Annotated in this window: 22 protein-coding genes; 8 read left to right on the top strand and 14 right to left on the bottom strand. The window is 60.8% G+C overall.

What is annotated here, in order from left to right; all coding sequences use genetic code 11:
• Positions 1 to 4: 4 nt before the first annotated feature.
• From proB to AC1DA5_RS09440, 5 genes are all read right to left on the bottom strand, one after another.
• Positions 5 to 1,132 (bottom strand): glutamate 5-kinase, encoded by a 1,128-nt coding sequence (gene proB, locus AC1DA5_RS09460; protein WP_058236505.1) that lies wholly within the window; start codon positions 1,130 to 1,132, stop codon positions 5 to 7.
• Entirely contained in the window at positions 1,129 to 2,667 is a 1,539-nt protein-coding gene (gene obgE, locus AC1DA5_RS09455; RefSeq protein ID WP_058236504.1) for a GTPase ObgE, read from the bottom strand. The genes proB and obgE overlap by 4 nt, the downstream gene beginning before the upstream one ends.
• 96 nt (positions 2,668 to 2,763) lie before the next feature.
• The gene (gene rpmA, locus AC1DA5_RS09450; protein ID WP_058236503.1) at positions 2,764 to 3,024 is read right to left on the bottom strand and encodes a 50S ribosomal protein L27; all 261 of its coding nucleotides are present in this window, start codon (positions 3,022 to 3,024) and stop codon (positions 2,764 to 2,766) included.
• A 57-nt stretch (positions 3,025 to 3,081) separates the two neighbouring features.
• Entirely contained in the window at positions 3,082 to 3,402 is a 321-nt protein-coding gene (gene rplU, locus AC1DA5_RS09445; protein WP_058236873.1) for a 50S ribosomal protein L21, read from the bottom strand.
• 170 nt (positions 3,403 to 3,572) lie between these two features.
• The gene (locus AC1DA5_RS09440; RefSeq protein ID WP_082628503.1) at positions 3,573 to 6,068 is read right to left on the bottom strand and encodes an Rne/Rng family ribonuclease; all 2,496 of its coding nucleotides are present in this window, start codon (positions 6,066 to 6,068) and stop codon (positions 3,573 to 3,575) included.
• A 486-nt stretch (positions 6,069 to 6,554) separates the two neighbouring features.
• Between AC1DA5_RS09440 and AC1DA5_RS09435 the strand changes: the two genes are divergently transcribed.
• From AC1DA5_RS09435 to AC1DA5_RS09415, 5 genes are all read left to right on the top strand, one after another.
• Positions 6,555 to 8,114: a cytochrome ubiquinol oxidase subunit I gene (locus tag AC1DA5_RS09435; protein ID WP_058236872.1), complete on the top strand. Its 1,560-nt coding sequence runs from the start codon at positions 6,555 to 6,557 to the stop codon at positions 8,112 to 8,114.
• 11 nt (positions 8,115 to 8,125) lie between these two features.
• Entirely contained in the window at positions 8,126 to 9,256 is a 1,131-nt protein-coding gene (gene cydB, locus AC1DA5_RS09430) for a cytochrome d ubiquinol oxidase subunit II (RefSeq protein ID WP_058236501.1), read from the top strand.
• 114 nt (positions 9,257 to 9,370) lie between these two features.
• Positions 9,371 to 11,131 (top strand): thiol reductant ABC exporter subunit CydD, encoded by a 1,761-nt coding sequence (gene cydD / locus AC1DA5_RS09425; protein ID WP_480290029.1) that lies wholly within the window; start codon positions 9,371 to 9,373, stop codon positions 11,129 to 11,131.
• The gene (gene cydC, locus AC1DA5_RS09420) at positions 11,128 to 12,888 is read left to right on the top strand and encodes a thiol reductant ABC exporter subunit CydC (protein WP_480290027.1); all 1,761 of its coding nucleotides are present in this window, start codon (positions 11,128 to 11,130) and stop codon (positions 12,886 to 12,888) included. Before cydD ends, cydC begins: the two co-directional genes overlap by 4 nt.
• Positions 12,885 to 14,597, top strand: coding sequence for a sensor histidine kinase (locus AC1DA5_RS09415; RefSeq protein ID WP_480290025.1), 1,713 nt, complete (start codon positions 12,885 to 12,887; stop codon positions 14,595 to 14,597). Before cydC ends, AC1DA5_RS09415 begins: the two co-directional genes overlap by 4 nt.
• A 1-nt stretch (position 14,598) precedes the next feature.
• On the opposite strand, the gene AC1DA5_RS09410 is transcribed toward AC1DA5_RS09415, so the two are convergent.
• The 6 genes from AC1DA5_RS09410 to rsmD all read right to left on the bottom strand — a co-directional run bounded on the left by AC1DA5_RS09410 (position 14,599) and on the right by rsmD (position 18,391).
• The gene (locus tag AC1DA5_RS09410; RefSeq protein ID WP_058236871.1) at positions 14,599 to 15,213 is read right to left on the bottom strand and encodes a response regulator; all 615 of its coding nucleotides are present in this window, start codon (positions 15,211 to 15,213) and stop codon (positions 14,599 to 14,601) included.
• A gap of 73 nt (positions 15,214 to 15,286) precedes the next feature.
• The gene (gene rnc, locus AC1DA5_RS09405; RefSeq protein WP_480290023.1) at positions 15,287 to 16,027 is read right to left on the bottom strand and encodes a ribonuclease III; all 741 of its coding nucleotides are present in this window, start codon (positions 16,025 to 16,027) and stop codon (positions 15,287 to 15,289) included.
• Entirely contained in the window at positions 16,020 to 16,586 is a 567-nt protein-coding gene (locus AC1DA5_RS09400; protein WP_058236496.1) for a YceD family protein, read from the bottom strand. The genes rnc and AC1DA5_RS09400 overlap by 8 nt, the downstream gene beginning before the upstream one ends.
• Positions 16,579 to 17,289 (bottom strand): hypothetical protein, encoded by a 711-nt coding sequence (locus tag AC1DA5_RS09395; protein ID WP_058236495.1) that lies wholly within the window; start codon positions 17,287 to 17,289, stop codon positions 16,579 to 16,581. Before AC1DA5_RS09395 ends, AC1DA5_RS09400 begins: the two co-directional genes overlap by 8 nt.
• Before the next feature lie 20 nt (positions 17,290 to 17,309).
• Positions 17,310 to 17,825 carry a pantetheine-phosphate adenylyltransferase gene (gene coaD / locus AC1DA5_RS09390; protein WP_058236494.1) on the bottom strand — a complete coding sequence of 172 codons (516 nt, stop codon included), beginning with the start codon at positions 17,823 to 17,825 and terminating at the stop codon, positions 17,310 to 17,312.
• Positions 17,822 to 18,391: a 16S rRNA (guanine(966)-N(2))-methyltransferase RsmD gene (gene rsmD / locus AC1DA5_RS09385; protein WP_480290020.1), complete on the bottom strand. Its 570-nt coding sequence runs from the start codon at positions 18,389 to 18,391 to the stop codon at positions 17,822 to 17,824. Before rsmD ends, coaD begins: the two co-directional genes overlap by 4 nt.
• Before the next feature lie 71 nt (positions 18,392 to 18,462).
• On the opposite strand from rsmD, the gene AC1DA5_RS09380 reads away from it, so the two are divergent.
• Both AC1DA5_RS09380 and AC1DA5_RS09375 read left to right on the top strand, forming a co-directional pair.
• Positions 18,463 to 18,591 carry a hypothetical protein gene (locus AC1DA5_RS09380; RefSeq protein WP_480290018.1) on the top strand — a complete coding sequence of 43 codons (129 nt, stop codon included), beginning with the start codon at positions 18,463 to 18,465 and terminating at the stop codon, positions 18,589 to 18,591.
• Positions 18,588 to 18,911, top strand: a complete 324-nt coding sequence (locus AC1DA5_RS09375) for a branched-chain amino acid transporter permease (RefSeq protein WP_480290016.1) — start codon at positions 18,588 to 18,590, stop codon at positions 18,909 to 18,911. Before AC1DA5_RS09380 ends, AC1DA5_RS09375 begins: the two co-directional genes overlap by 4 nt.
• Here AC1DA5_RS09375 and AC1DA5_RS09370 read toward each other — a convergent pair.
• Positions 18,908 to 21,079, bottom strand: coding sequence for an ATP-dependent DNA helicase RecG (locus tag AC1DA5_RS09370; RefSeq protein ID WP_480290014.1), 2,172 nt, complete (start codon positions 21,077 to 21,079; stop codon positions 18,908 to 18,910). The genes AC1DA5_RS09375 and AC1DA5_RS09370 overlap by 4 nt on opposite strands.
• The gene (locus AC1DA5_RS09365; RefSeq protein ID WP_058236489.1) at positions 21,076 to 22,653 is read right to left on the bottom strand and encodes a hypothetical protein; all 1,578 of its coding nucleotides are present in this window, start codon (positions 22,651 to 22,653) and stop codon (positions 21,076 to 21,078) included. Before AC1DA5_RS09365 ends, AC1DA5_RS09370 begins: the two co-directional genes overlap by 4 nt.
• A gap of 216 nt (positions 22,654 to 22,869) precedes the next feature.
• Between AC1DA5_RS09365 and rpmB the strand changes: the two genes are divergently transcribed.
• Entirely contained in the window at positions 22,870 to 23,064 is a 195-nt protein-coding gene (rpmB, locus tag AC1DA5_RS09360) for a 50S ribosomal protein L28 (protein WP_058236488.1), read from the top strand.
• Positions 23,065 to 23,222: 158 nt separating this feature from the next.
• Here rpmB and AC1DA5_RS09355 read toward each other — a convergent pair.
• A partial coding sequence (locus AC1DA5_RS09355) for a hypothetical protein (RefSeq protein WP_480290012.1) occupies positions 23,223 to 24,834 on the bottom strand: 1,612 nt, incomplete at its 5' end.

Below are 24,834 nucleotides of genomic sequence, written 5' to 3'. Positions count from 1 at the left end.
ACTCTTATCGTGACATACTTGCCGCTGATGCAAGCGACAGGATCGCCAAATCGTCGCGGTGAATCACTGGGCGAGGGTTATCCCACCCCTGACGACGCAGGTCATCCGCATTCTCGCCACTCATCTGCGCAATTGTGTCAGCATCGTAGGCTGCGATGCCGCGCGCAATCAGCCCGGTCGGTCCCGCCACATCGACAACGTCGCCGCTGCGGAAATTGCCCATCACCGCTGTGATACCTGCAGCCAGCAGCGACTTCTTGCGGTCAGTCAGTGCGCGGACGGCACCCTCGTCAATGACGAGTTCTCCGCACGAGGGGGCGGCGTGCGCAATCCACAGGCGCCTCGAGGCGGGGCGTGACGTCGTCGGCTCGAACCATGTGCCGACCTTACGCCCGGCGAACACCTGATCGAGCTTATCCGCGTTTGTCAGCAACACACCGATACCGGATGCAGCAGCCATCGTTGCGGCCTGCACTTTGGTGACCATGCCGCCCGTGCCCACCGACGATCCCGAACCGCCCACCAGCACCGCCCGCAAATCATCCGTGCGCGTCACGGTCTCTACCAGTTCGGCAGCAGGGTCCGAGGGCGGCGCTGTGTACAGGCCATCCACATCCGTCAGGAGGACCAGCGCATCAGCGGCCACGATCTGGGCCACGTAGGAGGCCAGCCGGTCATTGTCACCGAAACGCACCTCGCGTGTGGCGACGGTGTCATTCTCGTTGATGATCGGGACAACTCCCAGGGACAGGAGGCGCTCCATCGCATCGCGCGCATTCGTGTAGTGCTCACGGTGCATGACATCGTCGGTCGTGAGCAGGATCTGTGCGACGTGACGATGGTGGGACTGAAAAGCGGCCGACCACTGTGCAACCAGGAGACCCTGCCCCATTGCCGCGCACGCCTGGACAGTGGCTAAGTCATGGAGACGCCCGGTAATCCCCAGCGGCGTGCGCCCTGCGGCCACGGCACCGGAGGAAACGATGAGGATTTCATGGTTGTCCCGGCACCACTGCGCGGCCATACCCGCAACCTGGTCAATCCGGTTCAGGTCAAGCCCCCCATCGGGGCGCGTCAACGATGAGGAACCGATCTTCACGACGATGCGTCGCGCACGCGTAACTCCGTTCACGCCCGATCGTCCTCGGTGCTCGGATCCGTCCACACACCCGATTCGCGTTCGGTCCACAGCTCGTCACGGGCCGCAGCTTTCGCGTCCATCGCGGCGCGATACTCCTCACGGCGTTCCCGGTTCGTGCGCCGCTTCAACGCATCGACACGGTTGTCCGTGCCGCGCGATCCAAGCAGTTCTGGCCCAGTCGTCAAGGAGGGCTCCCAGTCGAAGATCACACCACCTTCGAGCGGGCCGATCACAACCGTGTCACCGGCGTTGGCACCGGCCTGTGCGAGCTGATCTTCCACACCGATGGTGGCAAGGCGGTCGGCCAGGTAGCCGATCGCTTCATCGTTGGTGAAGTCGGTTTGCTTGACCCAGCGTTCTGGCTTGTCGCCGCGCACCTGGTAAACGGTGCGTCCTTCAAACTGACACGGCTCAACACTCACCTGGTTTACCTCACCCACAGGGCGTGGACGAATGACCGGTCGGGGTGCCTCGTCGGCTGCGTCCCGAGCTGCCCGGCGCTGTTCTTCAACCAGGGGTGCCAGTGCGAAAGCAAGTTCGCGCAGACCGCGGTGGGTCACGGCAGACACTTCCAGCACCGGCCAGCCAAACTCATCAAGGTCAGGGCGGGCAAATTCGGCCAGGTCCTGCCCATCGGGAATGTCAACCTTGTTGAGCACGATGACGCGCGGGCGTTCCATCAGCGGCACGTACCCGTGAGGCGTCCCCAGGTCGCTCTGGTATTGCGCCAGTTCATTTTCGATCGTCTTGAGGTCGCTGACAGGGTCGCGGTCGTATTCGACTGCGGCTGTGTCGAGGACGTGGACAATCACTGCACAGCGCTCAATGTGGCGCAAGAACTCCAGGCCCAGGCCCTTGCCCTGCGAAGCGCCGGGGATCAGGCCTGGAACGTCCGCCATTGTGAAACGCATACCGCCGGCTTCGACCACTCCCAGATTCGGGATCAGCGTGGTGAACGGGTAGTCAGCGATCTTCGGACGTGCCGCCGACATGGCGGCAATGATCGAGGATTTACCGGCCGACGGGTAGCCCACCAGGGCGACATCGGCAACGGATTTGAGTTCAAGGATGATGTCACGCGTCTCGCCGGGCTCCCCCAGTAAGGCGAATCCGGGCGCTTTACGGGCTTTCGATGCCAGTGCGGCATTGCCCAGGCCGCCGCGGCCTCCCTCGGCAGCGATGAACTGAGAGCCTTCGCCTGTCAGGTCAGCCAGCAGTTCGCCGTCCGCGCTCTTAACGGTCGTGCCGTCTGGGACAGGCAGGATGATGTCGGCTCCGTTTTTCCCCTGCCGGAAGTCTCCCATGCCGGGTGTGCCGTTTTCGGCGCACTGGTGTGGGCTGCGGTGGTAGGCCAGCAGCGTGGTGGTTTGCGGGTCGACCTGCAGAATCACCGAGCCGCCGTTGCCTCCGTCTCCCCCGTCGGGACCTCCCAGCGGCTTGAATTTTTCGCGTTTGACTGACGCGACGCCGTTGCCTCCGTTGCCTCCGGCACAATGAATCAGAACGTGGTCAACAAAATCCGCCATGGTGGTCCTTTAGGTGTAACTGACTGACACAAACAATGATACGCAACAGGAAAAGGGCGTCCGGCTCACGGCCGAACGCCCTTGACGCTGAATGAATCAGGCAGACACGGACTCCACGACGTCGACGACGCGGCGGTCGCGACGCTTTCCGAAGGAAACCGAACCGGGCTTGAGGGCGAAGATGGTGTCATCTTTGCCAATGCCGGTGTTACGTCCGGGATGGAAGTGTGTGCCGCGCTGACGGACAATGATCTCGCCAGCATTGACGAATTCGCCACCGAAACGCTTCACGCCCAGGCGCTGAGCGTTCGAATCGCGACCGTTGCGGGAAGAACCGAGGCCCTTTTTATGTGCCATGTTAGTGGTGCTTTCTCTCTTCGAACGACTAGAAACTCAATCGATCAGTGGGATCGTTCAGGCGATCTCGGTGATCTTGATGACCGACTGCTTCTGCCGGTGACCTTGACGCTTACGGTAGCCAGTCTTGTTCTTGAATTTGACGATGGAGATCTTCGGACCTTTGGTCGCGTCGATGACCTCAGCCTTAACGGAGACCTTTGATAGTCCATCTTTATCAGTGGTGACGGCGTCGCCGTCGACCAGCATCAGTGGCTGGAGTTCAATGCTGGATCCGATTTCATCGGCCAGCTTATCGACGACTACGACGTCTCCGACGGACACCTTTTCTTGTCGGCCGCCGGCCTTGACGATCGCGTAGACCACGTTGGAGCTCATCTCTTTACTCGTACGGAACGAATCAATTGCCTGTGATACTGAGGCGTATCGTCTGGCAATCACTCGCTGGCGCCTTGGTGCGCCGAGGATCAAATTTACCCGAAAACAGGACCCGTGGGCAAGCCGTCAGAGCCGAAATCCAGCTCTCACGGCTGTGCAATTCCACACGGTTAGGACGCTGAAGGCTCAATGACGCCACGCGATGCCACCCGGCGGCGACGTCGTGTAGGTGTGGAGCGTTTCGCGGCATCTGGCAACTGAATATCATCCAGCGAAGTCACCGCGCGATGACGTTCGGGCTGCTCATCGGCCGGTTCGGGCTCCAAAATAGGCTCCGGTGTCGGCTCCGGGGTGGGAGTCACCGGTTCCGGCTCGACCGTCTTTCCGGTCGACACGCGCCGACGTCTCCTCGGCTGAGCGGGCTTGTCCTGTTCACTGGCAGCCTTGGTCTGTTCGGTTTCGGCGGACGCCGCAGGCTGATCGTTTGGACCGCCCTGACCATCCTGACCGCCCTGGCTGTCCTGGCTGTCCTGGCTATCTTCCTGATCTTTTTCGTGTGCGTGGCTCGCTGCCGCCGCGATGGCATTCAGCGCTTCACGCGCACGCTTGGAGCCGGGGCCATCCTCGTTATTCTTCGTCTCTCGCCTGGAGCGGCCCTTCTGCTTGTTGTTGCTGTGCGAGGCAGGATCCGCGCCAGGCGTTTCCACGGGGTGAGTGTGCACGATGAAGCCCTTGCCTTCGCAGGCCTCACACGGTGTGGAGAATGCTTCAACAAGGCCCTCCCCCACGCGCTTACGCGTCATCTGCACCAGACCCAGCGAGGTGATCTCAGTGACCTGGTGGCGAGTGCGGTCACGTCCCAGGCACTCAACCAGGCGGCGCAGGACGAGGTCACGGTTGGATTCAAGCACCATATCGACAAAGTCGATGATGATGATGCCGCCGATGTCACGCAGACGCAGCTGACGCACGATCTCTTCAGCGGCCTCCAGGTTGTTGCGCGTGACGGTTTCTTCCAGCGTGCCGCCGGCACCAATGTACTTGCCGGTGTTGACGTCGATCACCGTCATCGCTTCGGTGCGGTCAATAATCAGCGTGCCGCCGCTGGGCAGCCACACCTTGCGGTCCATGCCCTTGGCCAGCTGTTCATCGACGCGGAACTCAGCGAAGACGTCATTCGTGCCGACCCACTGTTCGACGCGGTCAGACAGTTCAGGCGACAGCTCTTCGACGTATGTGCTGACTGTGTGATACGTGTCCTTGCCCTGAATAATCAGCTGAGCGAAATCTTCGTTGAAGATGTCACGCACGACGCGGACAGCCAGTTCGGGCTCGCCGCGCACCAGCGTCGGGGCCGACTTCGTGTTCTTCTCACGCTTGGTGATGTCGTCCCACTGCTTCGACAGGCGCTCAACATCGGCAACGAGCTGTTCTTCGGACGCACCTTCGGCCGCGGTGCGAACAATAACACCGGCTCCGGCCGGCATGACCTTCTTGAGGACTTTCTTCAGGCGTCCTCGTTCAGATTCTGGCAGCTTGCGGGAAATACCCATCATGGAGCCGTGCGGAATGAAGACGAGGTAGCGTCCGGCCAGCGTGATCTGGCTGGTCAGGCGGGCACCCTTGTGGCCGATCGGGTCTTTGGTGACCTGCACCAGCACCGCGTCACCGGACTTGAGTGCCGATTCAATTCGACGAGGGCGACCTTCCAGGCCCACGGCATCCCAGTTGACCTCACCGGCATACAGTACGGCATTTCGGCCTCGGCCAATATCAATGAACGCAGCTTCCATCGACGGCAAGACGTTCTGGACGCGACCCAGGTAGATGTTGCCGACCATTGTCTGGTGGGTGCGTCGAGCCACGTAATGCTCGACCAGCAGGTCATCTTCGATCACTGCGATCTGATCAAGGCCGTTATGCTGGCGAATGATCATCTTGCGGGTGACTGACTCGCGCCGCGCCAGGAACTCCGATTCGGTGATCGTGTGACGTCGGCGGCCATCGCGGCGACCCTCACGGCGACGCTGTTTCTTCGCCTCCAGGCGAGTTGATCCCTTCAGCGCGGTGACCTGATCGTTGCTGTCAGAGGAATCACCGGACTGCGAGCGTGAACGCCGGCGGCGACGACGGCGTGAAGATCCCTCGGACGATTCTGACTCGGAGGGAGCAGAATCACCGTCCTGCGCAGACGAATCCTGAGAATCTGCGGAATCTGACGTCAAATCTGGCTCTGCCGACTTGCGGGAAGACTTCCTTGAGCGCTGTGATTTCCCGGAGTCCTGCTTGCGGTCCTTCTTACCGGAGTTGCTCTCACCCGAATTGTCGGCATTGTCGTCGGAGCTGCCCTGCGTGCCAGACTTTCCAGACGATGACTTGGAAGAGGAGGACTTGCCTTTCCTGTTCTTACCTTTGCCGTCGTCCTGGGACTGCGAGGAGTCCTTGTCCTTGCCCTTATTCTTTTGACGCGAGCGTGAGCGTCGGGGTGATTCCTCGGACGAGTCCTGCGATGATGTCGAATCGTCCGAGCGGGATGGTGCGGGAGCCGGCTCGGTAAAAGTCGGCGCTTGAAATAGCAGGGAGGCGGCAGGCACGTGTGCTGCCGATCCCTCGTGTTCGGTCGTTGTCACTTTTCTCCAATTTTGGAGGGGATCCACACGCACCATGGATCCACCCGTCGTCGCCCACGTGGGCGGAAGCGTTCAGGCTCGCGCAAAGCACGATAGCGTACACAGCGGAGCAACCGACTTAAGCAGTCGCGGTCGACGCAGTACGCCCGTTACGAGGGTGCTCTCGCAACGGCCTTGGTTACCCCTATTGTGACACAGGCGAAGTGCCAACGGAATAAGAAGCGCTGAGGCGGGTGGCACATCTACCGGTTCAATGCCTGAGCGACGCGGCACATGTGAGTGCCGACTCCACGTCACACGAAATAGGCAACACTCTTGTTTCCTATTCCGTTGCCACCTGGAAGTTTCACCACACCTTGAAAGTGAAGATGAAACAGCGAATCAGCGCAATTTCGGCGATTCTGCCATTAACCACCTGGTCAATGAGTTATCTTCTTGACATGGCGTCATGTCAATCGCGTGGCGCCGTATATCCGTATTTCTATCGACAACAACGATTCCGTCACCGGAAAGGCGAGCATCATGACCCTGCTTCCGGCAGCGTTTGACACGCTGACGCTGGGACGATGGCAGTTCGGTATCACCACGGTGTACCACTTCCTTCAGGTCCCTCTCACAATCGGGCTGTCGCTCCTCGTCGCAATCATGCAGACGAAGTGGCACAGGTCCGGAAACGAAACATGGCTCAAAGCCACACGTTTCTTTGGCAAACTCTTCCTAATCAACTTCGCGCTCGGTGTCGCGACAGGTATCGTCCAGGAATTCCAATTCGGAATGAACTGGTCAGAATATTCCCGCTACGTGGGCGACATCTTCGGTGCACCTCTGGCAGTTGAAGCACTTCTCGCATTCTTCATGGAGTCCACCTTCCTGGGCCTATGGATCTTCGGTTGGGGTCGACTGTCCAAGGGCATGCACCTGGCCAGCATCTGGCTCGTCGCAGCAGGCACCACGATTTCAGCACTGTGGATTCTGGGTGCGAACTCGTGGATGCAGCACCCCACCGGCGCAGTGTTCAACCCTGAAGTGGGCCGCGCTGAACTCGATGGTGCAGGCGGCTTCCTCAAGGTTGTGACCAACCCGGTCCTCCTGTGGGAATTCACCCACGTCCTCACCTCCTCCTGGCTGATTGCCGGCACCCTCGTTGCAGGACTTGGCCTATGGTGGATGACACGCGCAGCCCGCGAAGGCGGTGCTGAAGGCGAAAAGCAGGCTCGCGATATCTGGCGTCCGATTGCACGCTTTGGTCTGGTCGTCGTCATCGTCGGCGGTCTGGGCACCGTCGTGACCGGTCACTTCCAGGGCCAGGAAATGGTCAAGCTGCAGCCCATGAAGATGGCAGTTGCCGAAGGCGTCTGTGTTGACACAGAATCTGCCGCTTTCACCGTGGCGCAGTTCGGTTCCTGCCCTCTCAACGGCGAATCACAGCCCACCAAATTTATCCAGGTCCCCGGTGTCACATCCTTCATGTCGCACAACTCCTTCAGCGCTGAGGTTGAAGGTGTGGCCGACATCCAGGCTCGCCTGGTGGAAACCCTCAATGCCAACGAGCACTTCGTTGCACAGTACGGTGACGCCTCACAGTACGATTTCCGTCCGCCTCAGATGGTGACCTTCTGGACCTTCAGGCTGATGATTGGCTTCGGTATCTTCGCCGCAATCATGGCCGTATGGGGCCTGTGGGCAACGCGCAAGGATCAAATCTCCACCAGCGCCGCGCTGGGCAAGTTCGCCTTGTGGACCATCCCGACGCCGTTCATTGCGGCGTCCCTGGGCTGGATCTTCACTGAAATGGGCCGCCAACCGTGGATCGTGCATCCGAACCTACCAGGCCTGGCCAACGCCGATCCGGTCGGCAACGTCATGCAAATGACATCAGTTGCCGTTTCCACAACGATCCCCCCGATCCAGGTGTTCCTCACCATGGTGATCTTCACGCTGCTGTACGGGGTTCTCGGCGTGGTGTGGTTCCTTCTGCTCAAGCGCTACGCACTTGAAGGCATCTCATCGGCTTCTGAAAAGACAGCTCACGATGACGATGCTGACAACGAAGCAGTCGGCGCACTGTCGTTCGGATACTGAGGAGGTAGACACTGATGCTAAGTATTCTCTGGTTCATCCTCATCGCCGTTCTATGGATCGGCTACCTGGTTCTCGAGGGATTCGACCTCGGTGTTGCAATGCTCCTTCCGTTCGTCTCCAAGAACGACAAGGAACGCACCACAGCACTGAAGACCATCGGACCCCACTGGGATGGCAACGAAGTGTGGCTGCTCACCGCTGGTGGCGCCATGTTCGCCGCATTCCCCGAGTGGTACGCCACAATGTTCTCCGGCATGTACCTCGCACTGTTCGTTGTGCTCGTCCTGCTGATCCTGCGTATCGCCGCTCTTGAGTGGCGCTCGAAGATCGCAACCGAAAAGTGGCGTGCAATGTGGGATCGCTTCCACGTTGTCGCCGGCTACGGTGTTCCGATCCTCATGGGCTGCGCATTCGCCAACCTGGTGCACGGCATGAAGATCGAGGTCGTCACCCGCGCCGGCGAAGTTGTGCCCCCCGAGCAGGTCACGCCTGAAGTTCTGGCGAACGCATCGCACCAGCTGACCGGCGGCTTCTTCTCACTGCTCATGCCGTTCAACCTACTGGGCGGCATCGCAGTGGCAGCAATCTGCTTCTCGCACGCAGCACAGTTCCTGTCCCTCAAGACAGACGGCATCCTGCGTGAGCGTGCCAACGCAATCTCAGGACCCGCCTCCATTGCCGCGACGGCTCTGGCAGCTGTGTGGGTCCTGTGGGGTCAGTTCGCCTACGCAACATCGGCAACATCCGTGTTCGCGTGGATTCCGCTGGTCATCGCCGCCCTGGCGTTGATAGCGGCCGCAGCCTTCTCACAAAAGCAACTGCGTCGCGAAGGCTGGGCATTCATTTGCTCCACCGTCGCCATTGCCGCCGCTGTGGCGTGGATCTTCACGATCATGGCTCCGAACGTCATGAAGTCCTCGATTGCACCGGAATACTCCCTGACAATCGAGCAGGCATCATCGACGACCGGCACACTGACGGTGATGACAATCGTCGCGGTTTGCCTGGTTCCCGTTGTCCTGGCCTACACGGCATGGAGCTACTACACGTTCCGTCGTCGTATCTCGACAAAGGACGTTCACGAAAATGCGGGACTGCTGCCTCAGAAGATTCGCCTGGGCGAAAACTTCCTGGCTGGATAGTTTCGCGCTCGAACGCTGACAAGGGTCACGGTCCCCGGCTCCAACGGAGCCGGGGACCTTCCCTATTGCGCGCCCTTTTGGGACTTCGTACCCACAACTGGCACAATAGAACGTGTGAAACCTCTTGATCCGCGACTACTGAAATACGCACGTTCAGCACGGGTCCACATCGTCTTCACCGCATTTCTGGGTCTGCTCACAGCAGCTCTCGTCATCGTGCAGGCCCTCCTGATCTCCCGGACCGCCTCCCCCGTCATCGAGGGAACAGCGGATTTGCGTGACGTCATGCCGACGATTGGCCTGTTGATCGGTGTGCTGGCTGTGCGGGCGGCGACGATCGGCCTGCGTGAAACGCTGAGTCAGCGCGCCGCAGAAAAAGCAGTGCGAGAGATGCGCGGCGCAGTCCTCGACCATGTTGAAAAACTTGGACCACGTTGGCGTGCTCGTCACGGAGCGGACGTAGCCACCCTGGCCACACGCGGTCTGGCGGATCTGGAGCCCTACTTCATCAAATACCTCCCTCAGCTCATCCTCGCAATGACGGTCACCCCCCTCGCGCTGCTGACGATGCTCCTGCTTGATTTCTGGTCAGCCCTGATCGCAGCGATCGTCATCCCGCTGATTCCGGTTTTCATGATCCTCATCGGTCGATTCACGCAGGAATCATCACGGCGCAAACTTGCCTCCATGGAACGGCTCGGCTCACAATTGCTTGACCTGATGGCGGGCCTGCCCACGCTCCGAGGCCTGGGGCGCGAAAAAGGCCCGATGGCGCATATGAAGCGCCTGGGGGCGGAAAATACGCGCACCACGATGGCAACGCTGTCGGTCGCCTTCCTGTCTGGAGGCGTCCTGGAATTTCTCACTACTCTGTCCGTGGCGCTGGTTGCGGTTGAGGTAGGCATGCGACTGGTGGGCGGAACCGTATCGCTCACCGTCGGCCTGACCGTCATCATGCTGGCCCCTGAAGTGTTCGAACCGCTGCGTCAGGTCGGCGCACAGTTCCACGCATCAGCAAACGGAATTGCCGCCGCGGAAGCCGCCTTCGACATTCTGGAAACGCCCGTAACCGAACACGGCGCGCACCAGTCACCCGACATGAGTTCGCGCGACATCATCATCGAGGACCTGTCTGTTGCCGCCCGGCAAGTGTGGGCACCTCATGGTCTGAACGCCACGATCCAATCGGGCACGATCAACGCCCTCGTCGGCCCATCCGGAGTCGGAAAAACAACGACGGTCATGGCTCTTCTGGCACTGGAACCACCTACCCGAGGGCGGATCCTCATCGCACAGCCGGATACCGGCACAGATGAACCTGTAGACCTGGCCGACATCGATCCACACTCATGGTGGACCCAGGTCACGTGGGTTCCACAATCCCCCACGTTCATTCCCGGCCCCATCCGAGACGTCATAACGCACGATGTCACTGATCAGCAGCGTGATGCCGCCAGCAAGGCAACCGGGTTCGACGCGGTGCTCGACAAACTACCCGACGGATGGGACACGCAGATCGGATACCGCGGTGTCGGCCTGTCAGTGGGTCAGCGTCAACGCCTTGCCCTCACGAATGCGCTGCTCGATCCGGCCCCTATCGTCATCCTTGATGAGCCGACGGCGCACCTGGATGCAGTCAGTGAACATGTCGTGGTACGCACCCTAGAGCAGATGAAAGCGCAGGGGCGAACGGTCATCGTCATTGCGCACCGCCAGGCCGTCGTTGCGGCAGCAGACCATGTCATTACCGTCTCGGCGCAGGCAGCAACTGCTCAGGATGCCGAGGAGTACCCCATCCTCACGCAGATTGAGCAACTGGAAGACCTGAGCGTGACGCTGCCCGGATTCCTCGACGAATCGGAGGCGGTGAAATGATCCTGTTTCTGACGCAAAAAGAACGGCGCGCTGTGCGCCGCGTCATCGACCTTCTGGATGTCGATAAGAAGAACTTTATCCTGTCGGTCCTGTTAGGCGTACTCGGCTTAGGCGCTGCAATCGCCCTGTCCGCCACCTCTGCCTGGCTGATCGCGCGCGCCTCCCAACACCCGCCGGTCCTGTACTTGACGGTCGCGGCCGTCGCGGTGCGCTTGTTCGGCATTTCTCGCGCGCTGATGCGGTATCTGCAGCGCCTGGCCAGCCATCAAGTCGCCTTAACGGGAATGGACGCGCTACGGCAGAACGTCTACCGCATCCTGTCCACTACCCGCGTCGACACCGTTGCCAAGCTTCAGCGCGGCGACCTGCTGGCACGCACCGGTTCGGACGTAGATGAAGTAGGCAACCTGGTCGTCAAGTCACTGCTCCCCTCCATTGTCACCACCATCGTGGGAGTCGGGACCGTCATTGGAATCAGCCTGCTGAGCCCTGCCGCCGGGCTGATCCTGCTCCTGTGCCTGCTGGTCTCCGGCGTTATCGCGCCCGCATTGAACATGTATGCAGCCAGAGAAGCCGAGATGTCGTCGCGTCACGCGCGCACGCAGCTGTCTGAATCTATTGTCACCGTCATGGATGGTGCCAGTGAACTGCAGATCCAGGGCCGCCTGGCTCATGTGCGCGAACGGATCGAACGCATTGAGGATTCCCTCGTCGCATCCACACGACAGGCAGCGTGGCCGGCCGGTTGGGCTGCTGCGCTGGATCGACTGGCCATGGGTGCTGCCGTCGTGGGAGCACTGCTGGTCGGCATCCCGCAGACACGCTCGGGCGCGCTTGCCGCGGTGGCACTGGCGGTGATCGTACTCACACCACTGGCCGCATTTGAAGGCACCGCGGAACTTCCAGGCGCAGCCGTTCAACTTCTGCGTTCTGCCGACGCTGCAACGCGCATTGTGGATCTGCTGGGCGAGGGGGACGCGCCTCAAACTCATCCCATTGCGCACACCGGCGCCACTCCTCGAGTGGTTGCGGAAAACCTTGCGATTGGGTGGCCTGACGGACCGACCATTGCGCGTGGAATCTCGCTGGACATCACCGTGGGGTCCCATATCGCCATTGTGGGACCGTCCGGCATCGGTAAATCGACGCTCCTGTTTACGCTCGCCGGTATGCTTCCGCCCAAGGAAGGGCGTGTCACGATTGACGGCGTGAACGCGTGGCAGGCTGATCGCGACGACGTGACCCGCCGCATCACGATGACCGCCGAAGATGCACACATTTTTGCCACGACCGTCTATGAGAACATCCGCGTCGCCAGGCCGGACGTGACCCGTGAAGAAGCCCGGCAGCTGCTGGAGACGGCTGGATTGGGACAGTGGTGTGATGCCTTGCCGGCAGGGTTGGACACGCTGATCGGCTCTGGAGGCACCACAGTTTCCGGTGGTGAGCGCCGCCGACTTCTGCTGGCCCGCGCGCTGGCTGCTCCTGCCCCGCTTGTTCTGCTGGACGAGCCTGCCGAGCATCTGGACGCGACAACCGCTGACGCCTTGATGGATACACTGCTCAGCCCGACTGACCAGGAACGCGGCATCGTGGTCGTCACGCACCGCCTGTCGGGCCTTGCCAAGGCTGACCAGGTGATCGTTTTGGAACAGGATGAGGACGGCATCGCGCATGTCGTGGAATCGGGCACTCACGACCAGCTCATCGCTCACGCTGGAAACTATCGGTGGGCACTACAGCAGGAGGAACAGTGACACCACCAACACACACGAATGACACCTATGCGGACCCGTCGATCCTGCAGGCTGTACTGGACCTGACGGCTTCACTGGAACTGGATCCGATTCTGACAACTTTCGTCGATCAGTCGTGCCTGCTCACTGGCGCCAGGTGGGGCGGCGTGGCCGTGCTGGACACGTGGGGACGCACCGCGCGGCTGGTCGGTCACGGAGCCAGAGCCCAGGAACTTCACACGCAGCCCCTGATCGAAACGCTCACGGCGCATATCCCGCCCCATGAGCCGTTGGTCATACCTGACCTGCTCAACCCGAACGTCGATTTCGAACTTCCCGCCCAACCAGCCGACGCTGGGTCCTCCTCACCGATTGACAACTTCCTGGGAATCTCCCTCAACGTGCACGAACAGGTGTTCGGGCGCCTGTTCCTGACAGGGCGCGTCGGCGGTTTTACCGACGAGGACGTTGCAACGGTGAGCGCGCTGGCACGCGCAGCCGGACTGGCAATCGAAAACGCTGAACGATTCGAACACTCACGTAACCGCGAACGCTGGATCTCAGCCTCACAACGCCTGACAACAGCAATGCTGGAAGGAACCGACGAGGAAGAAGCCCTCGAACTCATTGCGCACACCGTGCGCGACGTGTCCCACGCGGATACCGCGATCATTGTGCTGCCCTCCGTGGGCGACACGTATGCGGCGGAGATCACCGACGGCTACGACGCGGATCGATTGCTGGGACTGACCTTCCCGAAAGAAGGCCGCACCATGTCCGTGCTGAGGGAAGGCACCGGCATGATGGTTGATTCAATGGAGCACGCACAGATCATGCGCGTCCCGGAATTCACCAAATTCGGCCCCGCGCTGTACGCGCCCCTGAAGGCTCGTGGCGAAACGTCTGGTGTCTTGATCCTGCTGCGCAAACCCGGACGCCAGGAATTCGCCCAGTCAGACCTGCCACTGGCTGAATCCCTCGCATCCCAGGCCACCCTGGCATTGGAGCTGGCATCGGCGCGCCACATTCAAGACGTGGAAACCCTGCTCGATGAACGCTCACGTATCAGCCGGGACCTGCACGATTTCGCGATCCAGCAGCTGTTCGCGGCGGGGATGAGCCTGGACGCGGCCCGCTCAAAAGTCAGGGAAAAAGAGGCATCGACCGACGAGGTGTCGTCGATTCTGGATCAAGCACTGGCCTCGGTGGATGACGCCGTACGCCAGATCCGTGCCATCGTCCACGGCCTGCGCGAGCCCGACCAGAATGTCGGTCTGGTCGAGCGCGTCCGTCAGGAATCTTCCCTGTCACGCTCGTTCCTCGGATTCGCGCCCTCCCTCGTCATTTCACTGGACGGCACGGCGATTAACGAGGACGAAGAAGCAGAAGACGCGATGGTGAGCGCCATCGAAAACATGCTGTCCGATGATGTGGGTGATGATGTGGTGGCTGTCGTGCGTGAAGGACTGTCCAATATTGCGCGGCATGCGCACGCAACGGCGGGGCGCGTCATTTTGGAAGTGACGTCCCCATCCGATGACACTGCTGGAGAAGTGTGCGTGCGTGTGGCTGACGACGGACGCGGAATCGACCCGCACCGCACACGCAATTCCGGCCTGTCCAATATGCGTGAGCGCGCCCGACGTCACGCCGGCAGTTTCGTGTTCGGCGCAGGTATCGACGGCGCAGGTGCAGAAATTATCTGGCGCGCGGAAATCGACCCGGAATAGGTCAGTTACGCCAGGCCGCCGCTCGCTGGCCCGCCACCCAGGCTGCCACCTGCGTGCGACGCTGCAGACCCATCTTCGACAGCAACGACGTAATGTGGTTCTTCACCGTCTTTTCAGCCACACCGAGCTTCTCCCCGATCTCACGGTTCGACAGGCCATCGCCGATCAGCTCGAGCACATTGCGCTCAGAAGGTGTCAGGTCAGCTGTAGGGTCATCGTGATCAGCGCGGCGACGCGTCACAGTGCGCTCATCGAGCAGGACACGCCCTTCTGAAACGGCGCGGATCACGTCAGTGATTTCAGCTCCACGCACTGTCTTCAACACGTAGGCGCGAGCCCCTTTTTCAAGGGACTCAGCCAGTGCCTCGTCATCATCGAACGAGGTCAGCACGATCGGGCGGATTTCAGGATGGTCAGTGCCCAGACGGTCCATAATGTCGATGCCGGTGCCATCCGGCAGCTGCAAGTCCACCAGGATAACATCCGGGCGAACCAGATCGGCGCGGCGCAACGCGTCGGCCACGGTGCCCGCTTCTGCAACCACTTCCAGGCCATCGGCCCGGTCGACGATTTCAGCAATTCCTCGACGCACAATCTCATGATCATCGACGATCATGACGCGAACATCTGGACGTTCAGGATTTTCGTTACTCATCACATGTCCCATCATAGTGTGCCTGGCGGCGCGATCATTCCATGGGGTAATCCGGGTCAAGCCGCGCGATCGCAGCTCGAGCCGCCGCATTTTCAGCGTGCTTCTTCGACGTGCCTTCCGCTGTTGCCAGCGCCGATTTCTCATAGCCCACCTCACCGAAAGCAACGGTGGCGGTGAAGCTGCGCTCATGATCCGGGCCGGTGCTGGTGACCTGGTAGACGGGCTGCTCGTGACCGTGGTCGCGCGCATATTCGCTCAGCGTTGTCTTCCAGTCCTGCATCTGTCCGCGCATAACAGCGCGATCCAGCAGGTCAGCAAGCTGATGGAGCACGATCTGACGAGTCTTCTCAAACCCGTGTGTCAGAAACGTTGCCCCGATCAGCGCTTCGAGCGCGTCGGAGAGGATAGAGTCCTTGTCACGTCCACCGTGAATATCTTCGCCCCTGCCCAGGTACAGGAAATCACCCAGGTGGATGCGCCGCGCGACGTATGCCAGAGGCTCCTGCGATACGGTGGCCGCACGCATGCGCGACAGGTCTGCTTCGCTGTGGTCAGGGTGATCCTCGAACAGGCGGGCTGCCACCACGATGGACAGGACAGAATCGCCCAGAAATTCCAGGCGTTCATTATGCGCAATCCCGCCGGCCTCATAGGCGAAAGATCGGTGAATCAGCGCGCGATGCAGCAGCGAGGGGTCAACCTCAATCCCCCAGTTGCGTTCCAGCTCAGCCGTATCCACATTGACAGGTTCAGGAAGTTTCGAATGCTTAGCCACGATCCTGCCCGTCCTGTACGTTCAGATCATCCAGCAGCTGCGCAAGGGAAGCCATCCGAGGGTCAATAACCTCATGGTGATGATCCTCAGGCAGATCATCCAGACGCTCACCGCAATGCGGGCACAGCCCCTGACAGTCCGGACCGCACAGTGGCTGCGGATCAATCAGCGGCACGATTGCGTCACGCAGCATCGGTTCCAGATCCAGCATGTCGTGCGCACTGATGACAAGGGCGTCCTCGTCACCTTCCGGCTGCTGATCGTAATAGACGACGCTTTCGTCCACGTCCGCTTCCTGCACAATGTCATCTAGGCAGCGCACGCATTGACCCTCCAGGTCGCACTGGCAGCGTGCGCGTACCAGGACTCCCTCGTCGATCGACGTGATGTCCACGGTGACGGGGACGAGCGCGCCTTCTCGAATCGCCATCATCGGGGTGCCGATGCCTGCGGGCACGTGCCACTGCAGCTCATAACTGCGAGTCGTTCCAACGCGGCGCGGCACGTCGCGCAGTGACACGGTCAGTGAGGATGCCGCTACCGGTTCGCGTTTACTCATCGTCAAGGGAGATATCCGTCTTTTCCTGGCTGGCGCGCTCCAGAATGGTGCGCTGACCGGCCTGCGCACGTCGATGCAGATCCGACAGCACGTCGGACAGCTCGCCCAGGGACTTCACAACGTAGCGGTCGGCACCTTCGCGCAGTTTGCGCGCATCGTTCTTCGCTTCACCGACCAGTTGGCGTGCACGATCTTCCGCCATCTGGGAGATTCGGTCACTCGCGATGAGGCGTTCAGCCTGAGCGTTCGCATCACTGAGCGTGTTTTCAGCGTCGGAGCGGGCCTGATTGGCAACATGTTCAGCCTGTTCCTGCGCGTGGGCCACGGTGCGTTGTGCCTTGTCCTGCGCCTCAGCGATCATGTGCTCGGCCTGCTCACGCGCCTCATCAGTGAGGGTTCGTGCCTGCGTGCGGGCCTCCGTCAGCGTCATTTCAGCGGCCGAGTCAGCCCGGCCCAGCACGGCGTCGGCGTCAGCGACGAGGGCGTCTGCTGCAACCAGGTCTTCAGGCAGCGCGGCTCGGGCCTGTTCAATCAGATCAAGGATCTCAGCGCGATTGACCATCACGGATGCTGAAAGTGGAACCGAACGAGCCTCTTCAACCAGTGCTTCGATCTGTTCGAGCGCCGCGATCACCGTCGATGGGCCATACACTTCCGAGCTGTCACTCGGCTCGTCAGAAGGGACGTTCTCGTCGTAAGCCATTGTGTCCTCCGCCTGTTGCCTCATGAGTGTCTATGAGTCTTATTGTCCGTCAACATCGGCACAATTGCCGGTGGAACATACCGAGAAGCGTCCATTTGCCACGCCAACAGTTCGCGCACGATGCTGGAGGAAACGAGTGCCAGCTCCGGCGCGGTGGGGAGGAACAATGTTTCCACCTCACCGTGAGTGCGGTTCACCCACGCCTGGACCTCTTCCCACTGCATGTCGGCAGCGTTTCGGATTCCCTTGACGATCACGCGTGCCTGGTGGGAGCGGCAAAAATCAATCGCCGTGCCGTCCATTTTCTCCACACTGATGCGGCCGGCGATGGCGGGGTCCAGATCGGCACACGCTGCCTGCGCCATGCGGATACGCGCCGCAGAATCGAACATCGTGGTTTTCGCCAAGTTGATCCCCACCGCCACGATGATGCGGTCCGCGAAGCGTGCAGCGCGTTCGATGATGTCGACATGGCCGCAGGTGATGGGGTCGAAGGATCCCGGGATCACTGCGATGAGTGGCTGGCGTTGCGTCATGACTCCACCCTATCGGCACGGCCAATGAACCACGCGGCAGTCTCACCCCAGTGACGGTGATCTTCGCACACCAGGCCATCCGGCAGGTCTGGCGCCTGTGAGCGGGTTGATCGCTCCACAATGACGAGGGCGTCTGGCGACAGGTGCGCCGCGAGTCCGGCCAGCACGGCCGCGAGCGCATTTTGTGCCAAATCATAGGGAGGGTCCACGAACACCAGGTCAACCGGGCTGCTCACGCGGTCTGACTGCACAAACGCCAGCGCGTCGAGGGTGTGGATCCGCGTGCGATCTTCATAGCCCATCATCGCTGCGTTCGTACTCATGGCGCGGGCAGCCTGACGTGAACTGTCCACCATGTCAGCCCGAGCTGCTCCGCGTGAGAGGGCCTCGAAGGCCAGCGCTCCCGACCCTGCGTACAGGTCCAGCACCGCTACCCCATCGCACATATTCATGGCATCCAGGCGTGAGAACAGTGCTTCGCGCACGCGTTCCGATGTGGGCCGCGTTCCGCGTGCAGGCACCTTCAGTACGCGCCCTTTTGCCTCTCCGGCCACAATCCGTGTCATGGGACCTACTCTACTGGTTCGCAGCGTGGACATACATCGCGGCCACTGGCCCTCGTGCCACCATAATTTCGGTGAGCATCGGACACGACGTGGCATATGCGGGGCGCCTGTGCGTGGCGCCCGGATCAATGCTGGTCATCGCCATGTCGGCCTACGTGCTGGTTCTGGTTGTCATGTTCGCCGCGAAGGAGAGGCGATGAATACGATGTATCTGATTGCGATCCTTGCGGTAGCCGGTCTTGTCACCGTGTTGCTGCGCGCCGTGCCGTTCGCGTTGCTCGCCCCGATCCGCGAATCTCGCCTCATCAAATGGCTAGACAGGCGCATGGCTGTGGGCATCATGGCCATCTTGAGCGTCTACACGATGATGGATGTTGCGTGGAGCGACCTGCAGGCAACAGTGCCGACACTGGTCGCCCTCGTCGTGACGGTCGGACTGCACCTGTGGAAACACAACCTCATGACTTCGATTCTCAACGGAACAGTCGTGTGTATCGCACTGTCAGCAGTGGTCGGCTAGGAACGCTCCATCCACGCGACCTGTGAGGACAGTCGCGCTCTGATGACTCGTTCAAGTTCGCTGTGATCGGCCAGTGTGGGGTCTGCGCTGATGGTGCGTCGCGCAGCGTCACGCGCCTGCTCGATAATGTCGCCATCTCGTGAGACCGACAGAAAACGCAGTCCCGAGGTGCGCCCTGACTGTTGGGCGCCGACCACGTCGCCTTCTCGACGTAGCGTCAGATCCACGCGAGCCAGTTCGAATCCGTCTGTCGTGCGCGCGAAGGCCTCGAGCCGTTCGCGGGCTGGTGCCGACAGGTCGTGGCGGTGTACCGCCATGCACACGCTGTCTGAATCCGAGCGTCCGACGCGGCCGCGCAACTGGTGCAGCTGTGAGAGACCAAATTGCTGGGCGTCAATGATGACCATCATGGTCGCTTCGGGCACATCCACTCCCACTTCGATCACTGTGGTGGACACGAGGACAGGGGCGCGACCCGCAATGAAGTCATCCATGATGCGGGTCTTGTCAGCACTGCCGATTCGTCCGTGCAGTTCCTCGATCCCGATACCCTGCAACGCTGTCTGGGTGCGCAGTGCGGCCGCCACCGCGTGGACGGATGCGAGCGGTGGACGGTGGTCAGCTGCATCGGTGTCTTCGACGTCGTCTCCCTCGTCAATACGTGGACAGACGACGAAAATGCGGCCGCCCTGGTCGATCTCTTCGCGGGCGCGTTCCCATAGACGCTGCATCCACGCCGCGTTGGCCACATCGACTAAGAATGTGCTGACGGGGCGACGCCCCGGTGGAAGCTCATTGATGCACGTCTGGTCCAAGTCACCGAACACGGTCATCGCGACAGTTCGCGGAATGGGCGTGGCGGTCATGACCAGTTGGTGCGGGATCGTCAGCGTGGCAGCGGTGGCCGCGCCGCGCAGGTGGTCACGCTGGGCAACACCGAAACGATGCTGCTCGTCGATGACAACCATGCCCAGGTGCGCAAATGTGACGCTATCTTGCAGCAAAGTGTGTGTACCAACCACGATCATGGGCTGGCCGTCAGCAAGGTCGCGTTCCAGAGTGCGGCGCTCGGCGCGCGGAGTGGAAGCTGTGAGCAGTTCGATGCGTGGCGCGTGGGTGGTCATCCGCGCGATCAGGGCATGCAGGGACTGGTAGTGCTGCTCAGCGAGGACCTCGGTGGGTACCAGCATCGCCGCCTGGAATCCTGAATCCATAACCTGGCACATGGCCAGTGCCGATACCACCGTCTTACCGGATCCCACGTCGCCTTGCAGGAGGCGCTGCATGGGGCGTTCGCGCATGAGGTCACGTGAAATGGCCTCCACCGCTGCTTCCTGGGAGCCCGTCAAGTCGAAAGGCAGGGAGTCGCGTAAAGCCTGGACGGCACCGTCATCGCCTTGCGGACACACCGGCGCCTTTTCCATGTCACTACCGCGTCTGACGCAGGCCAGCCCAGCCTGCAGTGTGAATGCTTCACGCCACGCCATGTGCGCGCGGGCAGTTTTCCAGTCCTCGCGGCTGTCCGGCTCGTGTAGTGCGCGCAACGTGGTGACCAGATCAGGCAGACCAGCTTCACGGCGAATCGTTTCCGGGACGGGGTCAGCCAGGTCGCCCTCGTGCATGGACTGAAGCAGAAAAGACACAGCGCGCTCAATGGTCCACGAATTGAGCGAGGCAGTGGCCGGGTAAATGGGGATGAGTCGCTGACTGCGTTCAACGATCTCCGGAATCGTGGCATCCTGCGCGCCTTCAAACTGCGGATTTGTCAGCTGAACCTTCCCCTTGTAGGAACCGACCTTGCCAGCAAACAGCATGCGCGCACCAGGTTCGAGCAGTCGTTCGTGGGGCGCGAGGCGATAGCGCGTGGAAGCGAAGAACGTGGCGGTGATCGTCTCGGACCCATCGGTCAGTTCAACCACGAAGCGTACCCCTTTGCGCGTGCGGTTGGGCATCATCTGGGCACTGAGCACTTCAGCGAGGATCGTCACCGTGTCCCCTTCGCGCAGCGAACTGATCGGTGTAAGCGAGCCCCACTGGTCGAGCCTGCGTGGCCCGTACGTGAGCAGGTCAGCCACCGAGATCAGATCGTGTGCGGCAAGTTTTCGCGCCGTCGAGGCGGGCAGACGCAGCGCAAGGGGGACGTCGAGGGAGGTGGAAAACCCGTTCATACGGTCAGTCCCTGAATAATGCTGGGGCCTGCCTGTCCGCCGTCAATTACTTCGAGCTCATTGATGTCAGGTGCCAGCATCTGACGAACCGTTGCCGTCAGATTCGGACCGTCGGCAGCTCCGATCAGCAGACGCACGCGTCTGGGGGCGCGCGCCTTGACTTCCCGCACGGCAAGAGGAAGTTGCTCATCCGCATCATAGGTAATGGCCAGGGCGAAGCTGGCTGCAGCTGCGCGCGCTGCTGACTGAGTCAGCATGGTCTGCATGACAGGTGCGACGGTGGGTCCGCCTGGCTGTGGGACGAAGGCGCTGGCGCACGCTCGGGTGCATTCCAGCGCTGTCAGGTCGTCCTCGCACGGGGCGACAATGACTGTGTGGGGCGATACATCACGAATACGTTCGGCACGTGCGCGGCTGGCACTGTCGCAGGCGGCAATGAGCGACACTCCTGTTGACGAATGCGCGAGGGCGCAAGTGATGGCCTCAATGTCCTGGTCATTCGGGTCGAGCAGTGTCAGTGCTCCTGCCTGTGCGAGGTCTTCGACAAGGCCGGGTGCATGAGTCATCGCTATAACTGTGGCGCGTTCGATGCGCTGGTGGGTGCGGCGTTCGAGGAGCTGAGCGCCGCGATGCGTCACACCGTCACTGAGCGTGTCCACGCCGATGAGTTCGTCGGGTCTGCCGTCACGGACCATAAACCGGGTGACGGTGCCGTGGGGTGGTCGAACTGCCAATGGCGCCGATGTGTCGATGCGGAAACGCCAGGTGCCATAGGCAAACAAATCGGTGGCTCCCACTGCCGCCCACCGAGCTTCCAGTGCATCAAGATAGTCGCCTGCATTCGTGGCATCGTCAGTACTGCCTGCCACAATCATGTCCACATTGAAGGCGTCGCGCGGGCGGGCAGCGGTCGAAACCAGGCGCGAATGTGAATGAGCCAGGTCGCTCATCATACGTGCCAGTGAGTCCAGAATGGCTGGATCGTCACGCATGGTGCAGTCCAGTGATGCGGCGATGACGATCAGGGCTGCTGCACCTGCGTCGATATAGTCATCAGTCGCGTTGATCAGCCCATACTGCAATTGGCTGGAATACAGGGAGACGAGGTCGCTCTGATCAGGAACCGTTGCTCCCAGAACCTCGAGTTCGCTGGTTGCCTCATCAAACATTGCAGCAAGGGCAGGTGCGACATTCACGTGGGCGTCGGGCGCATCCCAGGGGGCGGATGTGAGCATCCGTCGCACGATGATCGGATTGAGATCTGCGCCGGACTCTTGTCGCAGGGCGTGTGCCCAGGCACTCCATAGAGCGGTAATGAGCAATCCGACGTGTCCGTGCCCTGTGCGGATCCCCTCGCTGACCAACGTGTCGAGGTAATCAGCCAGAGGCATGTCCGGGTCAGTTGGGGCGAGGCGGCTCATGGATTCCACTGTCAGAAGCGCGTTGGTGCCCGTGTCGCAGTCGTGGGAGTTCCATCCATCGAGGTCATCCAGGAAGGGACGCAATTTGGCCAGCTCCGTGGCGGCTGTTGTCAGCGTGATTGCCAGCGTGTGTGCTGAGAGTTCACCGGTCACGGATAGGCCTTTCGCTATGAGTAGTCACGGGTGATCCTATCGTCTCACTTTTGGTCGCTCGCGCGCAGATGTGGTGGAACTGACACAGGCAATGTGGTTCAAAGAGTTGGAGAATAGGCCTGTCATCAGCTACCATTTTGTGGTTGCTCGTGGTGGATTCGCACCACATCGACTGTCTCATTTGGGACGATAACTGACTACTTAGAGGAGATCATCGTGGCTTCCGTATGCGACGTTTGCGGCAAGGGACCGGGCTTCGGTAAGAGTGTCTCGCACTCCCACAAGCGCACGAATCGCCGCTGGAACCCGAATATCCAGCGCGTTCGTACCTTGGTTGACGGCACACCCAAGCGACTGAATGTGTGCACGAAGTGCCTGAAGTCTGAACGGGTGGCGCGTCACACCCGCTGATACGCTGCTTTCTGATTCGCCGTCTACAGTGTAGGCGGCGAATTTTTTGCGCCTGCGGCAGGAACCGGGCGCATCTGAAAAGTGGAGATGGTCTCCGATCTGACCGAAGTCAGTTCGGAGACCATCTTCATTTCAGTGATCGATTCAGCGACTCACTTTCACTGTTGAGGTGAGGAGTCTTGCGGCGGATACGGCGGTTCTGCCTGGTTATCAGCTGATCCTGACGGGTCCTGAGCCGGAGGCTGGTACCCCTGATTCGGGTACTGCGAACCGAATTCCTGCTGGTAAGCTGCGGCTGCCCCTTGCGGGTACTGGTTGTACTGCGCCGAGTTTTGGGGGCCTTGAGGAGCGTTCATGCCCTGTTGCATCCCATTTCCGTACCCGTACTGCTGCTGAGGAGCAGCTTGAACCGGAGCTGGCTGCTGACGCCAGGCTTGCGCCGTCTTCTTTCCAGCGAGCAACGGCAGCAGTGGCGTGTCGACCAATGCTTCGGGAAGAATCTCGGCCAGCAGTGAGGCGAAGAAGAGTCCGAGGATGGCGACCGTGAACGGCGTCCACCATGACATGCCGAGAGAAGCACTCTCACCGAACATATGCATCGACACGTTGGAAAGCCACAGGCCAACAATGAGCCACGCCAGAAGACCGATGACTGGCATCTGCCAGATCCTGGCCCACTGAATCGAGCCGGTGCGCGTGCGTCGAGCCCCGATGTGGATCGCCATTGCGATGATGGCGACGATGGCGAGGATGAAACCGATGACGGCGGCGATGGGGTGGAAATTCCAGATCATGGCAGTGCCACTGCCACCGTAGGATCCACCCGAACCGAACATGTCCATCATTGAGCCACCCACCGAGAATCCACCGAAGAAGCACATGCCTGTAATCCAGATGATGATGTTGGCCAACAGCGGCAGAACCAGCGTGACGGACACGCCATCTGTCTTGGCAAAAAACACGATCCCAAGAATCAGAGCGAAGGGAGCGAAGATGGCGAAGAGCACCGCATGTGCCTGAACGAATTCGCGAGCACCAGTAAGCAGCTCCGCAACAAACTTGTTGTCTTTCCAGCTGGCAGGAAGAGATTTACGAGTAAAGAAAAGCGTGATCCCAACGAAGAACGTCACGTTCAGGAAGATGTGGAAGAAACCGGGTCCCATTGACAGGCTGCCGAGGTTGTCAAAGGACAGGTCACCGCCGTCGAGCGGTGCGACAAGCCGCAGCCTCCAAAAACCGAACAGGATCGAGGTAACGAGGCCAATAGCCAGAGCCTCCAGCACTGTGCGGACCAGGTGGGCAACCAGGTTGGTGTTATCGCGCTGGACTTTGAAGAATCGTTTGAGCACGACCCAGATCAGCGTGCAGATGACAGCCCAGGCGAGGATGAACAGCACTGAGAGTGTTCCTCCGGCTATTGTGAAGCCCATAGCCTGAGCACCTGCAAAGATGTAGCCTCCCAGCACAACACCGGCGAATACGAGGGGCGAGGGGCCCGACAGTATGGAGTCATCTGAGCCGGCCGCGCCGCCCATCGCCGATCCCAGAGGCATGAGGAACAGGCCAAAGATGAATGAGACGACGACGAGCACCCCCAGCACGGCGCCGAGGGCAGCGAGGCCGCGCCCATTGGCAAATCCGGCCTTGAGCTCGCCCATAAATGCTGGCGGGAGCACTGGTTTTGCTGGTTGCGCAGGCTGCTGCACGTAGGGCTGGCCCGGCTGCTGGTACTGCGGCTGTTGCATGGGCTGTGGAGCATAGGGCTGGCCC

The organism is Pauljensenia sp. C0254C2 (assembly GCF_056583835.1).
The sequence above is the reverse complement of the archived record's forward strand: the minus strand, read 5'-3'. Positions and strand labels throughout refer to the sequence as shown.

What these genes read in the sequence shown, in the direction of transcription:
- obgE (WP_058236504.1), bottom strand. Translation starts at nt 2,667, where the DNA reads ATGGCGGATTTTGTTGACCACGTTCTGATTCATTGTGCCGGAGGCAAC.
- rpmA (WP_058236503.1), bottom strand. Translation starts at nt 3,024, where the DNA reads ATGGCACATAAAAAGGGCCTCGGTTCTTCCCGCAACGGTCGCGATTCG.
- rplU (WP_058236873.1), bottom strand. Translation starts at nt 3,402, where the DNA reads ATGAGCTCCAACGTGGTCTACGCGATCGTCAAGGCCGGCGGCCGACAA.
- AC1DA5_RS09440 (WP_082628503.1), bottom strand. Translation starts at nt 6,068, where the DNA reads ATGGTGCGTGTGGATCCCCTCCAAAATTGGAGAAAAGTGACAACGACC.
- AC1DA5_RS09435 (WP_058236872.1), top strand. Translation starts at nt 6,555, where the DNA reads ATGACCCTGCTTCCGGCAGCGTTTGACACGCTGACGCTGGGACGATGG.
- cydC (WP_480290027.1), top strand. Translation starts at nt 11,128, where the DNA reads ATGATCCTGTTTCTGACGCAAAAAGAACGGCGCGCTGTGCGCCGCGTC.
- AC1DA5_RS09410 (WP_058236871.1), bottom strand. Translation starts at nt 15,213, where the DNA reads ATGATCGTCGATGATCATGAGATTGTGCGTCGAGGAATTGCTGAAATC.
- AC1DA5_RS09400 (WP_058236496.1), bottom strand. Translation starts at nt 16,586, where the DNA reads ATGAGTAAACGCGAACCGGTAGCGGCATCCTCACTGACCGTGTCACTG.
- AC1DA5_RS09395 (WP_058236495.1), bottom strand. Translation starts at nt 17,289, where the DNA reads ATGGCTTACGACGAGAACGTCCCTTCTGACGAGCCGAGTGACAGCTCG.
- coaD (WP_058236494.1), bottom strand. Translation starts at nt 17,825, where the DNA reads ATGACGCAACGCCAGCCACTCATCGCAGTGATCCCGGGATCCTTCGAC.
- rsmD (WP_480290020.1), bottom strand. Translation starts at nt 18,391, where the DNA reads ATGACACGGATTGTGGCCGGAGAGGCAAAAGGGCGCGTACTGAAGGTG.
- AC1DA5_RS09375 (WP_480290016.1), top strand. Translation starts at nt 18,588, where the DNA reads ATGAATACGATGTATCTGATTGCGATCCTTGCGGTAGCCGGTCTTGTC.
- AC1DA5_RS09370 (WP_480290014.1), bottom strand. Translation starts at nt 21,079, where the DNA reads ATGAACGGGTTTTCCACCTCCCTCGACGTCCCCCTTGCGCTGCGTCTG.